Consider the following 14,906-nt stretch of genomic DNA (forward strand, 5'->3'; position numbering starts at 1 on the left):
CCTCGTGGTGGACGTTGATCTCGGCGCCCCGTTAACCACGCTGGCTGAACGGAGCAATGCCTTCGTTCAGGCACACCGAGCCTAGGCGAGGTGCCGAGTGGTGGGGCATACAGCGTTTTGCTTACTTTTGACTGGGCCGGCTTCCGGGCTTCTCAAAAGTGAGCCGCTGTAAGAGCGGAACCGCCTGCGGCCGTTACCGCAGCAACGGATATACACACCAACCCATCCAAAAAAAACGGCGCTTCCCATTTCTGAAAGAAGCACCGTTTTTTAACTGAACAACCTTACGCGACAGGGCGAGAACTATAGGGTTCAAGCCCCAAACACATCACACGTAAAACGATTTCAGCGGCGGAAAGCCATTGAATTCCACCGCGCTATAGCTAGTGGTATAGGCCCCGGTCGACAGCCAATACAGGCGATCCCCAATGGCCAGATTCAACGGCAACCCGTACTTGTAGTTTTCATACATGATGTCAGCGCTGTCACAGGTAGGCCCGGCGATGACCACTTCTTCCATCTCGCCTTTCTTCTCGGTCCAGATCGGAAACTTGATGGCTTCGTCCATGGTTTCGATCAGGCCGGAGAACTTGCCCACATCCGTGTACACCCAACGCTCGACGGCGGTACGGGACTTGCGCGCCACCAGCACCACTTCGCTGACCAGGATACCGGCGTTGGCGATCAACGAACGGCCCGGCTCCAGGATGATTTCCGGCAGGTCGTCGCCGAAGTCTTCCTTGAGGAAGCGGATGATTTCCTCAGCGTAGGTTTCCAGGCTGTTGGTACGGGTGATGTAGTTGGCCGGGAAGCCGCCACCCATGTTGATCAGCTTCAGGACGATGCCGTCTTCTTCCTTCAGACGCTCGAAGATCACCTTGACCTTGGCGATGGCCGCGTCCCAGACGCTGATGTCGCGCTGTTGCGAGCCGACGTGGAACGAAATGCCGTACGGCACCAGGCCCAGGTCGCGGGCCAGGATCAGCAGGTCCATGGCCATGTCGGTCTGGCAGCCGAACTTGCGCGACAACGGCCAGTCAGCGGTGGTCGAGCCTTCGGTGAGGATCCGTACATAGACTTTCGAGCCCGGCGCGGCCTTGGCGATGTTGCGCAGGTCGGCTTCGGAGTCGGTGGCATACAGGCGCACGCCCTTCTCGTAGAAGTAGCGAATGTCGCGGGATTTCTTGATGGTGTTGCCGTAGCTGATCTGGTCCGGGCCGACGCCACGGCTCATGACCTTATCCAGCTCATAGATCGAGGCGATGTCGAAGTTCGAGCCTTTATCCTTGAGCAGGTCGATGATTTCCACCGCCGGGTTGGCCTTGACGGCGTAGTAGACCTTGGCGAATTCGAAACCGGCGCGCAGGTCGTCATAGGCCTTGGAGATCATCGCGGTGTCGATCACCACGAACGGGGTTTCCTGCTTGTCGGCGAACGCTTTCATTTTCTGGAAGGTTTCGCGCGCGAAATAATCTTCGACCTGGATCGACATACTTGGGACTCCTACTGGCAAACATCAGGATCAATGGGTGTGAGGGCAAGCAGCCCTCGTGAACGTCCTCCGTATCCCCACTTTGGTTCGCCTACTTCCCAAGGCATGTCGCCGAAAGCAAAAAGGCCACGGGATGCGTGATTCCCTTGGCCTTGCTGTCTCGTCGTCAGTACTTGAGCCGGATGGATCGTTTCCAGCATGGACGTTCGGCGCGAACTTTAGGGCGTGAGGGGCCTGAGATCAACTAAAAATGTCGCGTTTTTGCACACATCCGTCGTGCGGCCCGCGACAGCTCATGATGTAACCGACCTGCGTGACAGATTGATGTTCCCTTGGATTGGTATTCGACCTTGCTCAATATGGCTTTTGCCTTTGTGGCGAGGGAGCTTGCTCCCGCTTGAGTGCGAAGCGCTCATCGCTTTTTTGGGGCCGCTGCGCGACCCAGCGGGAGCAAGCTCCCTCGCCACAAAAGCAGTCGTGGCCGATCAGGCCAACGCAGTCTCGGCCGGCGAGACAATACTGGTCTTGCCCCCGCGCGAACGTCCGGAGCTCAGGTACTCGGCAATCGATTCCTGGGTCACTTCGCCGAGGAACACCCGTTCGGCATCCAGCACCGGCAGCCACGAGCGGTTGAACTCGTACATGCGCGACAGCAGGATCCGCAAATGTTCGTCATAGGCAGCGGTGGCGTTGAATTCGCGCAGGTATTGTCCGCAGGTGCCGGTCTGGCGGTGCAGGTCGCGACGGCGCACATACCCCAGGGCCTTGTTCTCGGCACAGGTGACCACCACGTAGCGACGGTCATGTTCGTCCATCAACTCCAGCGCCTCACCCACTGGCGTCTCGGGGCTGACCGACGGAGCGTTGTCCGCCGCGTCTTCGGCCTTGACCAGCAGCAGGCGCTTGAGCGTGCTGTCCTGGCCGACGAAGCTGCTGACGAACTCGTCGGCCGGATGGGCCAGCAGCGTGTCCGGGTGATCGAACTGGACCAGCTTGCCTGCGCGGAAGATCGCAATCTTGTCCCCCAGCTTGATCGCTTCGTCGATGTCGTGGCTGACCATGATCACGGTCTTGTTCAGCGCCCGTTGCATCTCGAAGAACTCGTTCTGGATCATCTCGCGGTTGATCGGGTCCACCGCGCCGAAGGGTTCGTCCATCAGCAGCAGCGGCGCATCGGCCGCCAGTGCCCGGATCACGCCGATCCGTTGCTGCTGGCCGCCGGACAGTTCACGGGGGTAGCGATGCAGGTACTGCTTGGGTTCGAGCTTGATCATGCTCATCAGCTCGCGGGCGCGGTCGTGGCATTTCTGCTTGTCCCAGCCGAGCAGGCGCGGGACTACGGTGATGTTTTCCTCGATGGTCATGTTCGGGAACAGGCCGATCTGCTGGATCACATAGCCGATGTTGCGGCGCAGGGTCACTTCGTCCAGGCCGGTGGTGTCCTCGCCGTTGATCAACACCTTGCCCGAAGTGGGCGGGATCAGACGATTGATCATCTTCAGCGTGGTGCTTTTGCCACAGCCCGACGGCCCGAGGAACACGCAGATCTCGCCTTCGTTGACGGTCAGGTTCACCGAGTCCACGGCCTTGACGTCCTTGCCGTTGCTCTTGAAGGTTTTGCTGAGGTTTTGAAGTTCGATCATTTCAGTAATCCTTTTGGGGTCAGCGAGCGTTGCAGCCATTGCAGAAGCAGGTCGGCGAAGATGGCCAGGAGGCTGACCAGCACGGCGCCGACGATCAGCATCGACATGTCGCTGCGGCTGATGGAAGCGAGGATGACCACGCCCAGGCCACCGGCGCCGATGGTGGCGGCGATGGTCATGACGCCGATGTTCATGACCACGGCGGTGCGCACGCCGGCCAGGATCACCGGCACGGCGATGGGCAGTTCGACCATGCGCAGGCGCTGGCCGAAGGTCATGCCAATGCCACGGGCGGCCTCACGGATGCCCGGTTCGACGCCGGTCAAGGCCAGGTAGGTGTTGCGCATGATCGGCAACAGCGAATAGAGAAACACCGCGGTGATCGCCGGCATCGGGCCCAGGCCTTGGCCGAACTTGGAATAGAACGGCAACAGCAGGCCGAACAGCGCAATCGACGGAATCGTCAGCAGCACCGTGGCGCTGGCCTGCAATGGGCCGGCGAGCGTCGGGAAGCGGGTCATGAAGATGCCCAGCGGCACACCGACAACAATTGCCAGGGTCACGGCGATGCCCACCAGGGTGATGTGCTGCCAGGTCAGGTGCAGTACCAGCGGCCAGTCCAGATGGGAAAAGGCGTCAAGAAAATCCATGGCTTTTCCTCCAGGTCATTGGGTTGAGAGCAGCGAATGCTGGCGCAGGAAATCGGCGGCAACGGTGGAAGGGCTTTCGTGGTTGACGTCCACGCGGGCGTTGAGCTGGCGCATGGTTTCATCGTCGAACAGCTCGGCCAGGGGCTTGAGTTGCGCGGCCAGTTGCGGGTGCGCGTCGAGGTACGCCTGGCGCACCACCGGCGCGGCGGTGTAGTCGGGGAAGTAATGCTTATCGTCTTCCAGCAACTTCAGCTTGAACGCGTTCAACCGGCCGTCGGTGGTGTACACCAGGCCGGCGAATACCTGGCCGTTGCGCAGGGCGGTGTAGACCAGGCCCGCGTCCATCTGCCGGATGTTCTTGCGGGTCAGGTTCATGCCGTACTGCTCGACCATGCCCGCCAGGCCGTCGGAGCGGTTGGCGAACTCGGTGTCCAGGGCCACCAGATGATTGTCATCGGCTTCGGCCTGCAGCACCGTGTTCAACTGGCTGATGCTGTTGATCTGCGGGTACTGGCGGGCGATTTTTTCCGGCAGGGCCAGGGCGTAGGTGTTGCTGAATTTCGACGGTGTCAGCCAGACCAGGCCTTTTTTCGCGTCGAGTTCTTTCACCCGGGCGTAGGACTGGGCACTGTCGAGTTTTTCCGTGACGTGGTTGTAGGCCACCAGCGACACGCCGGTGTATTCCCAGAGCATGTCCAGTTGCCCGGTTTCATGGGCGCTGCGGGCCAGGTTGCTGCCCAGGCCGCCGGTGATCTGCGCGTCGTAGCCCTTGCTGCGCAGGTATTGCGCGGTGATTTCCGCCAGCAGCGTCTGTTCGGTGAACACCCGGGCGCCGAGGCGGATCAGCGGTTTTTCAGCGGCTTGGGCGAATCCTGCGAACAGCAGGACACAGCCCAGTATCAAGCTCAACTTCTTCATAAACGATTTCCTTTATCCAGCCGGCTTATGACGGTCGCAGACCGCGTTCCAGCCAGAGGCGGCTGGCCAGTGTCACCAGGCCGTCGAGCAGCAGCGCCAGCAGGGCGGTGCAGGCCGCGCCGAGCAACAGCTGCGGCTGGTTGTTCAAGGCGATGCCGGGGAAGATCAGGCTGCCGAGGCTGTTGGCGCCGATCAGGAACGCCAGCGGCGCGGTGCCGACGTTGATCGCCAGGGCCACGCGCACGCCACCGACGATGATCGGCACGGCGTTGGGCAATTCGACTTTCCACAGCACCTGGCGCGGGGTCATGCCGATGCCTACGGCGGCTTCCTTGAGGGAACCCTGGACGTTTTTCAGGCCTTCATAGGTGTTGCGCACGATGGGCAACAGCGAGGCGAGGAACAGGGCGAAGATGGCGGGCCCGCTGCCGATGCCCAGGATGCCCAGGGCGATGGCCAGCACGGCCAGGGGCGGCACGGTGTTGCCGATGTTGAACACTTGCATGAAGCGTTCGGCGCGCCCGACCAGGCCGGGGCGGCTGAGGGCGATGCCGGCGGGAATGCCCACGAGCAGGGCCGCCAGCATGGAGGCCAGGACAAGCAGCAGGTGCGCTTGCAGGTAGAACAGCAGATCGTCGTGGTAGCGTTGGATCGTATCGATGCCGATCCAGTGGACCAACAGGGCCAGGAGCGCGACGACGACCGCACCCCCGATAAGCCCTTTGCCATAGCGGATAGCCACAGGCGGACTCCTTTGTCTTTCAGTCGGCGCACGCTTTCCCGGGCGGCAAACCATCACTGGTTGCCGGGAAAACGTTCGCGAGAAGCAGCTCTTTTCCATACCGGTAAAACGGCAGGTAAATCGAGCCATGAGCGCAGCCTCGTCAGGCTAACTTGCTGATTTTTCAGCCCCTGACGAATAGCCGTAACAGGGGGGTGGACGCCTCCACGCGGCAAAAGGTTCCCATGCCAGGGAAGATCTGGCCACCCTGGATGTGCTCAACGGTTCGGTTCCTGGCACAAGTTGAGCTATAATCGCCGCCCTTTTTTGAATCACCTGCCAGGCGATTTCCCATGACCAAACAGGCCGCCGAAGTCGCGAAACGCCGCACTTTCGCCATTATTTCCCACCCCGATGCCGGTAAGACCACCATCACCGAGAAGCTCTTGCTGATGGGCAAGGCGATTGCGGTCGCCGGCACGGTGAAATCTCGCAAATCCGACCGCCATGCCACCTCCGACTGGATGGAAATGGAAAAACAACGGGGTATTTCCATTACCACGTCGGTCATGCAGTTCCCGTATCGCGATCACATGGTCAACCTGCTCGACACCCCGGGCCACGAAGACTTCTCCGAAGACACCTACCGCACCCTGACGGCAGTGGACTCGGCGCTGATGGTCCTCGACGGCGGTAAAGGCGTCGAGCCACGGACCATCGCGCTGATGGACGTCTGCCGCCTGCGGGACACGCCGATTGTCAGCTTCATCAACAAACTCGACCGCGACATCCGCGACCCGATCGAACTGCTCGACGAGATCGAAGCGGTCCTGAAGATCAAGGCCGCGCCGATCACCTGGCCGATCGGTTGCTACCGCGACTTCAAGGGCGTGTACCACCTGGCCGACGACTACATCATCGTCTACACCGCCGGTCACGGGCACGAGCGCACCGACGTCAAGATCATCGAGAAGCTCGATTCCGACGAGGCTCGCGCGCACCTGGGCGACGAGTACGATCGTTTCGTCGACCAGTTGGAACTGGTGCAGGGCGCCTGCCATGAGTTCAACCAGCAGGAGTTCCTCGACGGCCAACTGACCCCGGTGTTCTTCGGTACCGCCCTGGGCAACTTCGGCGTGGACCATGTGCTCGACGCCGTGGTCGATTGGGCCCCGCGCCCGCTGGCCCGTGTCGCCAACGAGCGCACCGTGGAACCGGTGGAAGAGAAGTTCTCGGGTTTCGTGTTCAAGATCCAGGCGAACATGGACCCCAAGCACCGCGACCGCATCGCCTTCATGCGCATCTGTTCCGGCAAATACGAAAAAGGCATGAAGATGCGCCATGTGCGCACCGGCAAGGACGTGCGCATCGGCGACGCCTTGACCTTCTTCTCCTCGGAACGCGAGCAACTGGAAGAAGCCTTTGCTGGCGACATCATCGGCCTGCATAACCACGGCACCATCCAGATCGGTGACACCTTCACCGAAGGCGAAGCCCTGGGCTTTACCGGCATCCCGCACTTCGCCCCGGAACTGTTCCGCCGCGTACGCCTGAAGGATCCGCTCAAGTCCAAGCAACTGCGCCAGGGCCTGCAGCAACTGGCCGAAGAGGGCGCCACCCAGGTGTTCTTCCCGACCCGCAGCAACGACATCATCCTTGGTGCGGTCGGTGTGCTGCAGTTCGACGTCGTCGCCAGCCGCTTGAAAGAGGAATACAAGGTCGAGTGCTCCTACGAGCCGATCACCGTGTACTCCGCTCGTTGGATCGAATGCGACGACAAGAAGAAACTCGAGGAATTCTCCAACAAGGCCGTGGAAAACCTCGCGCTCGATGGCGGCGGTCACCTGACCTACCTGGCCCCGACCCGAGTCAACCTGGCGCTGATGGAAGAGCGCTGGCCGGACGTGAAATTCCGCGCGACGCGTGAGCATCACTAAGCATCAAGCGTGACCCATTGTGGGAGCGAGCTTGCTCGCGAAGCGGTGGGTCAGCTTGCGTCGATGTTGGATGTGCCACCGTCATCGCGAGCAAGCTCGCTCCCACACTGGATCTTCAGAGAACAGAAAATTTGTGTTCGGCACAGATTCTCTGTGGGAGCGAGCCTGCTCGCGATGGCGGCAAGTCAGCTTGCCTGGGGCACGTTGCTAACGCGGATCGGCGATATCCAGCGCCCGATTCGCCAGCAGCTCACTGACCTCAATCACTTGCAGGATCCCCATCGCAACATGCCGGCGAGAGCCTTCAAGGTCGAATGCCAAGTCGCTGATCATGGCGTTGGCGGAGGCCAGGTTTTCGCTGAGGTTGGCGAGCAGGCTTTCGCTATCAATCCCCTCCACGACGGTCAAGAGCTGAGCTGCTCGCGGCTCTTTCTTGGCTTTGGCCTGTTCCGGCTTCAAATAATAATCGAGCGCCCGCTCAGTGGCTTCGTGGAACTTTTCCGGATCGAGGCTTGAGTAGGAAGAGGTGGGGTCTGATTCTGGGGGATTGGGTGTGGCTTTGAACATGATGACGCTCCTATGAGGAATGGGCGTCGCCAAGACCTGTCGCTAAACAGAGTGGTGGCGACTGCACGCAGGTTAGCGAACCGGACATAGGCACCCGGCAGACCCGAAGGTCTCCTACATACAGCCGCCATAACGTAATCGCGGTTGGACCCGCAATGCAGCATGGTTGCTTATGTGCCTATGGTTCGGGTCGCTAAACCCGACCGCTGATTTTCAGCGACCCGGTAACCATAGAGTCCGGCCTCAAGGCGCACAAGCCGGCGGATTCTGGCTGAGTTGTAGGTAAAGGTGCAAGACGATGTAGCCTCAGGACTAGTGCTCCGTGTTACTGGATATATGTCTGTAAGGCTTTAAGAAGGGCGGGTGTTAGCGCCAATATCATGCGGACCCAACCTGTGGGAGCGAGCTTGCTCGCGATAGCGGTGGGTCAGCTTGTCTGGATGCTGGATGTACCGCCGTCATCGCGAGCAGGCTCGCTCCCACACTGGTCTTGTGTCAGTACTCAATCTCCCGGTCATCCATAGCCCCTGTGGGAGCGAGCCTGCTCGCGAAAGCGCCGGGTCAGCTTGCCTGGATGTTGGATGTACCGCCGTCATCGCGAGCAGGCTCGCTCCCACACTGGTCTTGTGTCAGTCCTCAATCTCCCGGTTATCCATAGCCCCTGTGGATCTTCAGTGGGCAAGAAACTTGTGTTCGGCACAGATCCCTCTGTGGGAGCAAAGCTTGCTCGCGATGGCGGGGGTGTTGAATGTACTGGCGCCATCGCGGGCAAGCCTTGCTCCCACATGGGTTCCTGGCGTTAGCAGGTTTGGAGATAACGCTTATTCGAAACCAATCTGTCGGGCGGTGGCATTTATGGTGGTTCTGGAGCGTCCTATCTGGTGAACCGGCCTGTTCAGAACTAGATTTTCTTGAGCGCCGTCAGGCCCCCGGCTTTATCCGGAAAAGAAGGAATTGGCTATGAACAAGCTGCTACGCATGATGTTTTTGCTGAAGGTCTTGGTGATGCTGTCCCTGGGCTCCACCGCCGCGTGGGCGGAATGCGATGAGCACGAGCAGCACGCATCGAGTGGCTCGGTGGCGCAGGGTGAGTTGATGCTTGCTGCGTCCGATTCGGACGCCGATGATCCGGATGATGGCGAGGACGATGATGGCGCGCCAATCGATACGCCGGACGGTGATGAAGATGAAAATGAAGAGGGTGATAGCCAGACTTAAGACCCTTGGAAAGAAAAGCCCTCCTACCCGATCAAACAGCTGGTCGGGGGAGGGTTTTTTCATGTGTCAGGCTGATACACCGGGGAGGCTGTTTTGGGTCCGCTTCGCGGCCCAGCAGGAGCAAGCTCCCTCGCCACAAGTGCTCTATCTGCCTTTTCCTTATGCCTTACGCCGCGCCGTCGAGGAACTGCTCGGCGTAGTGACACGCCACCAGACGGTTATCAAGCGGCCGCAACGCCGGTTCTTCGGTCTTGCAGCGCTCGGTGGCGTACGGGCAGCGCTTGTGGAAGGCGCAGCCGGACGGTGGGTTGAGCGGGTTGGGCAGTTCGCCGACGATCTTGATCTTCGGCTTGTTCGGGTCCGGGTGGATGGTCGGGGTGGCCGACAGCAGCGCCTGGGTGTACGGGTGCAGCGGGCGGCTGTAGATGGACTCGTTGGGGCCCATTTCCACCGGACGGCCGAGGTACATCACCATCACGTCGTCGGCCACGTGCTGCACCACCGCCAGGTTGTGGGAAATGAACACGTAGGCGGTGTTGAATTCCTGCTGCAGGTCCATGAACAGGTTCAGCACCTGGGCCTGGATCGACACGTCCAGCGCTGACGTCGGTTCGTCCGCCACCAGCACCTTGGGTTGCAGCATCATGGCGCGGGCCAGGGCGATGCGCTGGCGCTGGCCGCCGGAGAACATGTGCGGGTAGCGCTGGTAATGCTCGGGGCGCAGGCCCACCTGCTTCATCATCGCCTGGACTTTTTCCCGTCGCTCGGTGGCCGACAGGCTGGTGTTGATCAGCAATGGCTCGGCCAGTTGATCACCGATTTTCTGCCGTGGGTTGAGGGACGCATACGGGCTCTGGAAGACCATCTGCACGTCTTTACGCAATTGCTTGCGTTCGGCCTTGTTGGCGCCGGTCACTTCCTGGCCGGCGATTTTCAAGGAGCCGGAGGACGGCTCTTCGATCAGCGTCAGGGCCCGGGCGAGGGTGGATTTGCCGCAGCCGGATTCGCCCACTACGGCCAGGGTCTTGCCGGCTTCCAGTTCGAACGACACACCGTTGAGGGCGCGCACGGTCGCATGGCCCTTGAACATGCCGCGGGACACTTCGTAATGACGGGTCAGGTCACGGGCGGTAAGTACGACGGCCATCACGCCACCTCCTGGTTCAACGGGTAGAAGCAGCGGGCGAGGCTGTTGGATTTCGGATCGAGGGCCGGGCGTTGTTGACGGCAGTTGTCCTGCACGTACGGGCAGCGCGGCGACAGCAGGCAACCTTTTGGACGGTCGTAGCGACCGGGCACGATGCCGGGCAAGGTCGCCAGGCGCTCGGCGCCCATGCTGTGCTCCGGAATCGCCGCCAGCAGCGCTTCGCTGTAGGGGTGGGCGGGGATGTCGAACAGTTCGGGCACCTGGCCGACTTCCACGGCCTGGCCGGCGTACATCACGCACACGCGCTGGGCGGTTTCAGCCACCACGGCGAGGTCGTGGGTGATCAGCACCAGGCCCATGTCCTGTTCTTTTTGCAGGGCCAGCAGCAGGTCCATGATCTGCGCCTGGATGGTCACGTCCAGGGCGGTGGTCGGTTCGTCGGCGATCAGCAGCTTCGGCTCGCCGGCAATCGCCATGGCAATCGCCACACGCTGGCTCATGCCGCCGGACAGTTGATGCGGGTAGGCGTCCATGCGACTGGCCGCGCCGGGGATCTCGACTTTTTCCAGTAGTTCGATGGCGCGTTTGCGGGCGGCCTTGCCGGACATCTTCAGGTGCAGGCGCAGGACTTCTTCGATCTGGAAGCCCACGGTGTAACTGGGGTTGAGCGCGGTCATCGGGTCCTGGAAAACCATCGCCAGGTCCTTGCCGACGATCTGCCGGCGCTGGCGGTTGCTCAGCTTGAGCATGTTCTTGCCGTCGAAGTTCAGCGCGTCGGCGGTGACGATGCCGGGGTGCTCGATCAGCCCCATCAGCGCCATCATGGTCACGGATTTACCCGAGCCCGATTCGCCGACGATGGCCAGGACTTCGCCTTTTTCCACGTTCAGGTCGAGGCCGTCGACCACCGGCACAGCGGTGGCGTCGCCGAAGCGGACGTTGAGATTCTTGATTTCTAGCAGTGACATGGGAATCTCCTCAGGCGGCATTCTTGAGTTTCGGGTCCAGCGCATCGCGCAGCCCGTCGCCCATCAGGTTGATTGCCAGCACGCTGAGCAAAATGGTCAAGCCAGGCAGGCTCACGACCCACCAGGCGCGTTCGATGTAGTCGCGGGCCGAAGCCAGCATGGTGCCCCACTCCGGGGTGGGCGGCTGGACGCCGAGGCCGAGGAAGCCCAGGGCGGCGGCGTCGAGGATCGCCGAGGAAAAGCTCAGCGTCGCCTGGACGATCAGTGGGGCCATGCAGTTAGGCAGCACGGTGATGAACATCAGGCGTGGCAGGCCGGCACCGGCCAGGCGGGCGGCGGTCACGTAGTCGCGGTTCAGCTCGCCCATCACGGCGGCACGGGTCAGGCGCACGTAGGACGGCAGCGAAACGATGGCGATGGCGATCACGGTGTTGATCAGGCCAGGGCCGAGGATGGCGACGATCGCCACGGCCAGCAGCAGCGAAGGCAGGGCCAGCATGATGTCCATCAAACGCATGATGGTCGGGCCGAGCAGACGCGGGAAGAACCCGGCGAACAGTCCCAGCAGGATGCCCGGGATCAGCGACATCACCACCGACGACAAACCGATCAGCAGCGACAGGCGCGAACCCTGGATCAGGCGCGAGAGCAAATCGCGGCCCAGCTCGTCGGTGCCCAGCAGGAACTGGATCTGCCCGCCTTCAAGCCATGCCGGCGGCGTCAGCAGGAAGTCGCGGTATTGCTCACTCGGGTCGTGAGGCGCGACCCACGGCGCAAAGAGCGCGCAGAACACCACCAGGATCATGAACAGCAGCCCGGCCACGGCGCCCTTGTTGCGGGAAAACGCGTGCCAGAATTCTTTGTACGGGGACGGGTACAGCAGGCTTTGATCGACTGCTACCGCGGTAGTTGGAGTACTCATGGTTTTGATCTCAGCGCTGGTGACGAATGCGTGGGTTGGCAAAGCCGTAGAGGATGTCCACGACGAAGTTGACCAGAATCACCAGGCAGGCGATTAACAGGATGCCGTTCTGCACCACGGGATAGTCCCGGGCGCCGATGGCTTCGATCAGCCACTTGCCGATGCCCGGCCAGGAGAAGATCGTTTCGGTCAGGACCGCACCGGCCAGCAGTGTGCCGACCTGCAGGCCGACCACGGTCAGCACTGGGATCAGCGCGTTGCGCAGGCCGTGCACGAACACCACGCGCGACGGCGACAGGCCTTTGGCGCGGGCGGTGCGGATGTAGTCTTCGCGCAGTACTTCGAGCATCGAAGAACGGGTCATGCGGGCGATCACCGCCAGCGGAATGGTGCCCAACACGATGGCCGGCAGGATCAGGTGGTGCAGCGCATCGAGGAACGCGCCCGGCTCATCGGCCAGCAGCGTGTCGATCAGCATGAAGCCGGTTCTCGGCTCGATGTCGTAGAGCAGGTCGATCCGTCCCGACACTGGCGTCCAGCCCAGGGACACCGAGAAGAACATGATCAGGATCAGGCCCCACCAGAAGATCGGCATCGAATACCCCGCCAGGGAGACGCCCATCACCCCATGGTCGAACAGGGACCCTCGCTTGAGTGCCGCGATCACCCCGGCCAGCAGGCCCAGGATACCGGCGAACAACAGCGCGGCCATGGACAGTTCCAGGGTCGCGGGAAATAGTGAACTGAACTCGGTCCATACGCTTTCACGGGTACGCAGCGATTCGCCGAGGTCGCCGTGGGCCAGTTTGCCGATGTAGTCCAGGTACTGGGCATACAGCGGTTTGTTGAGGCCAAGGCGTTCCATTGCCTGTGCATGCATTTCGGGATCGACCCGACGTTCGCCCATCATCACTTCCACGGGGTCGCCGGGGATCATGCGAATCAACGCGAAGGTCAGCAAGGTGATGCCGAAGAACGTGGGGATCAATAATCCCAGTCGGCGGGCAATAAAACTAAACATCTTCAGGTGTACCTCATCAGCCGGTTAGGCGTGCCCGGCAATCCCTGGGTTAGGGTTGCCGGGCGTTTTCTTATCTACTTCACCTGGGTGGTGGCGAAGTTGTTGGTGGTGAGCGGGCTAATCACGTAGCCCTCTACGTTGTTGCGCATTGCAGTGAACATGCGGGTGTGGGCCATGCTGATCCAGGGTTGGTCCTGGTTGAAAATCACCTGGGCCTGCTCATAGAGCTTGATGCGCTCCTCGGGGTTCACTGTGGCGCGAGCCTGGTCGATCAGCGCCTGGAACTTCTCGTTGCACCAGCGCGCGTAGTTTTCGCCGTTCTTGGCGGCCTCGCAACTGAGCATAGGCGTCAGGAAGTTATCCGGGTCGCCGTTGTCGCCCGCCCATCCGGCGGAGACCATGTCGTGCTCGCCGTTTTTCGCGCGCTTGAGCATTTCGCCCCATTCCATCACGCGGATGTCGACCTTGATCCCGACCTTGGCCAGGTCCGACTGCATCATCTGCGCGCCGAGCATCGGGTTGGGGTTGGTCGGGCCGCCGCCGTTGCGGGTGAACAGGGTGAACACGGTGCCTTCCGGCACGCCGGCTTCCTTGAGCAGCTGGCGTGCCTTGTCCAGGTCGCGGGTCGGGTTCTTCAGGTTGTGGTTGAAGCCCAACAGTGTCGGTGGGTACGGGTTGACCGCTACGGTGGCGTTGCCCTTGCCGAACAGTGCGTTGACGTAGGCTTCCTTGTCGAAGGCCAGGTCGATGGCTTTGCGCACCCGCACGTCGCTCATGTACTTGTGGCTGGTGTTCAGGGCGGTGTAGGAAACGGTCATCGCATCCAGCTCGGCGACCTTCAGGTTCGGGTCTTTCTTGATGCTGGGGATGTCATCGGGTTTGGGGTACAGCGCGATCTGGCACTCGTTGGTCTTGAGTTTCTGCATGCGCACGTTGTTGTCGGTGGCGATGGCCAATACCAGCGCATCGGCCGGCGGCTTGCCACGGAAGTAGTCCGGGTTGGCCTTGAAGCGAACCTGGGCGTCCTTGTTGTAGCGCTGAAAGACGAACGGGCCGGTGCCGACTGGCTTGCTGTTGAGGTCGCCGGCCTTGCCTGCCTTGAGCAACTGGTCAGCGTATTCGGCGGGGTAGATCGAGGAGAAGGCCATGGCGATGTCGGCCAGGAACGGCGCTTCGCGGCGGGTCAGGCTGAACTTGACCGTGTGTTCGTCGACTTTCTCGACGCTCTTGAGCAGTTCCTTGAAACCCATGCTTTCAAAGTAGGGGAAGCCCACGCTCGACAGTTTGTGCCACGGGTGGTTCGGGTCCAGCTGGCGCTGGAAGCTCCAGACCACGTCGTCGGCGTTCATGTCGCGGGTCGGCTTGAAGTATTCGGTGGTGTGGAACTTGACGCCCTTGCGCAGGTGGAAGGTGTACGTCAGGCCATCGTCACTGATGTCCCAGGATTCGGCCAGGGCCGGAATCACTTCGGTGGTGCCGGGCTTGAAATCGGCCAGGCGATTGAAAATGGTTTCCGCCACGGCATCGGCGGTGACTGCAGTCGTGTATTGGACCATGTCGAAGCCTTCCGGGCTGGCTTCTGTGCAAACCACCAGGGGTTTGGCCGTGGCGCCAACGGCGACACTCAGCAGCGCAGCGGCGATGGCGGCGCGTAGGGGGATCATGTTCATCGTCAATCCTCTGCAATCGGGTAAATGGCAAA

General features: G+C 61.3%; 13 protein-coding genes. 2 read left to right on the forward strand and 11 right to left on the reverse strand.

Annotated features, from left to right (window positions below; genetic code table 11):
* Positions 1–328: 328 nt before the first annotated feature.
* The 5 genes from QMK47_RS05250 to QMK47_RS05270 form a co-directional block, all read right to left on the reverse strand.
* On the reverse strand, positions 329–1,492 hold the full coding sequence (locus tag QMK47_RS05250; RefSeq protein ID WP_018611340.1) for a type III PLP-dependent enzyme: 1,164 nt from the start codon (positions 1,490–1,492) through the stop codon (positions 329–331).
* Between the two features lie 485 nt (positions 1,493–1,977).
* Entirely contained in the window at positions 1,978–3,135 is a 1,158-nt protein-coding gene (locus QMK47_RS05255; RefSeq protein WP_320389900.1) for an ABC transporter ATP-binding protein, read from the reverse strand.
* Positions 3,132–3,785, reverse strand: a complete 654-nt coding sequence (locus QMK47_RS05260) for an ABC transporter permease (protein ID WP_320389901.1) — start codon at positions 3,783–3,785, stop codon at positions 3,132–3,134. The genes QMK47_RS05255 and QMK47_RS05260 overlap by 4 nt, the downstream gene beginning before the upstream one ends.
* 15 nt (positions 3,786–3,800) lie before the next feature.
* Positions 3,801–4,703: a glycine betaine ABC transporter substrate-binding protein gene (locus QMK47_RS05265; protein WP_253471589.1), complete on the reverse strand. Its 903-nt coding sequence runs from the start codon at positions 4,701–4,703 to the stop codon at positions 3,801–3,803.
* Positions 4,704–4,728: 25 nt separating this feature from the next.
* Complete coding sequence (locus QMK47_RS05270; RefSeq protein ID WP_018611332.1) at positions 4,729–5,445, reverse strand: ABC transporter permease; 717 nt, start codon at positions 5,443–5,445, stop codon at positions 4,729–4,731.
* A 332-nt stretch (positions 5,446–5,777) separates the two neighbouring features.
* On the opposite strand from QMK47_RS05270, the gene QMK47_RS05275 reads away from it, so the two are divergent.
* Entirely contained in the window at positions 5,778–7,361 is a 1,584-nt protein-coding gene (locus tag QMK47_RS05275) for a peptide chain release factor 3 (RefSeq protein ID WP_253471594.1), read from the forward strand.
* A 207-nt stretch (positions 7,362–7,568) separates the two neighbouring features.
* Here the strand turns inward: QMK47_RS05275 and QMK47_RS05280 are convergent, their stop codons facing one another.
* Complete coding sequence (locus QMK47_RS05280; RefSeq protein ID WP_207963287.1) at positions 7,569–7,928, reverse strand: DUF6124 family protein; 360 nt, start codon at positions 7,926–7,928, stop codon at positions 7,569–7,571.
* 960 nt (positions 7,929–8,888) lie between these two features.
* Between QMK47_RS05280 and QMK47_RS05285 the strand changes: the two genes are divergently transcribed.
* Positions 8,889–9,146, forward strand: a complete 258-nt coding sequence (locus QMK47_RS05285) for a hypothetical protein (RefSeq protein ID WP_253471596.1) — start codon at positions 8,889–8,891, stop codon at positions 9,144–9,146.
* Positions 9,147–9,312: 166 nt separating this feature from the next.
* Here the strand turns inward: QMK47_RS05285 and QMK47_RS05290 are convergent, their stop codons facing one another.
* The 5 genes from QMK47_RS05290 to QMK47_RS05310 form a co-directional block, all read right to left on the reverse strand.
* Positions 9,313–10,293 carry a peptide ABC transporter ATP-binding protein gene (locus QMK47_RS05290; protein WP_028237338.1) on the reverse strand — a complete coding sequence of 327 codons (981 nt, stop codon included), beginning with the start codon at positions 10,291–10,293 and terminating at the stop codon, positions 9,313–9,315.
* Positions 10,293–11,261 (reverse strand): ABC transporter ATP-binding protein, encoded by a 969-nt coding sequence (locus QMK47_RS05295; RefSeq protein ID WP_258690370.1) that lies wholly within the window; start codon positions 11,259–11,261, stop codon positions 10,293–10,295. Before QMK47_RS05295 ends, QMK47_RS05290 begins: the two co-directional genes overlap by 1 nt.
* Before the next feature lie 10 nt (positions 11,262–11,271).
* Positions 11,272–12,183, reverse strand: a complete 912-nt coding sequence (locus QMK47_RS05300; protein ID WP_214511231.1) for an ABC transporter permease subunit — start codon at positions 12,181–12,183, stop codon at positions 11,272–11,274.
* Positions 12,184–12,193: 10 nt separating this feature from the next.
* Entirely contained in the window at positions 12,194–13,204 is a 1,011-nt protein-coding gene (locus tag QMK47_RS05305; protein ID WP_109753517.1) for an ABC transporter permease subunit, read from the reverse strand.
* A gap of 74 nt (positions 13,205–13,278) precedes the next feature.
* Positions 13,279–14,874: an ABC transporter substrate-binding protein gene (locus QMK47_RS05310; protein ID WP_320389902.1), complete on the reverse strand. Its 1,596-nt coding sequence runs from the start codon at positions 14,872–14,874 to the stop codon at positions 13,279–13,281.
* Positions 14,875–14,906: the final 32 nt, after the last annotated feature.

Source organism: Pseudomonas sp. P9_35 (genome assembly GCF_034008205.1).
Classification (GTDB): Bacteria; Pseudomonadota; Gammaproteobacteria; order Pseudomonadales; family Pseudomonadaceae; genus Aquipseudomonas; species Aquipseudomonas kilonensis.

Excerpts from the sequence above, each read along its gene's own strand:
- QMK47_RS05310 (WP_320389902.1), bottom strand. The coding sequence starts at position 14,874 with ATGAACATGATCCCCCTACGCGCCGCCATCGCCGCTGCGCTGCTGAGT.
- QMK47_RS05290 (WP_028237338.1), bottom strand. The coding sequence starts at position 10,293 with ATGGCCGTCGTACTTACCGCCCGTGACCTGACCCGTCATTACGAAGTG.
- QMK47_RS05295 (WP_258690370.1), bottom strand. The coding sequence starts at position 11,261 with ATGTCACTGCTAGAAATCAAGAATCTCAACGTCCGCTTCGGCGACGCC.
- QMK47_RS05305 (WP_109753517.1), bottom strand. The coding sequence starts at position 13,204 with ATGTTTAGTTTTATTGCCCGCCGACTGGGATTATTGATCCCCACGTTC.
- QMK47_RS05300 (WP_214511231.1), bottom strand. The coding sequence starts at position 12,183 with ATGAGTACTCCAACTACCGCGGTAGCAGTCGATCAAAGCCTGCTGTAC.
- QMK47_RS05275 (WP_253471594.1), top strand. The coding sequence starts at position 5,778 with ATGACCAAACAGGCCGCCGAAGTCGCGAAACGCCGCACTTTCGCCATT.
- QMK47_RS05280 (WP_207963287.1), bottom strand. The coding sequence starts at position 7,928 with ATGTTCAAAGCCACACCCAATCCCCCAGAATCAGACCCCACCTCTTCC.
- QMK47_RS05260 (WP_320389901.1), bottom strand. The coding sequence starts at position 3,785 with ATGGATTTTCTTGACGCCTTTTCCCATCTGGACTGGCCGCTGGTACTG.
- QMK47_RS05250 (WP_018611340.1), bottom strand. The coding sequence starts at position 1,492 with ATGTCGATCCAGGTCGAAGATTATTTCGCGCGCGAAACCTTCCAGAAA.
- QMK47_RS05265 (WP_253471589.1), bottom strand. The coding sequence starts at position 4,703 with ATGAAGAAGTTGAGCTTGATACTGGGCTGTGTCCTGCTGTTCGCAGGA.
- QMK47_RS05285 (WP_253471596.1), top strand. The coding sequence starts at position 8,889 with ATGAACAAGCTGCTACGCATGATGTTTTTGCTGAAGGTCTTGGTGATG.
- QMK47_RS05255 (WP_320389900.1), bottom strand. The coding sequence starts at position 3,135 with ATGATCGAACTTCAAAACCTCAGCAAAACCTTCAAGAGCAACGGCAAG.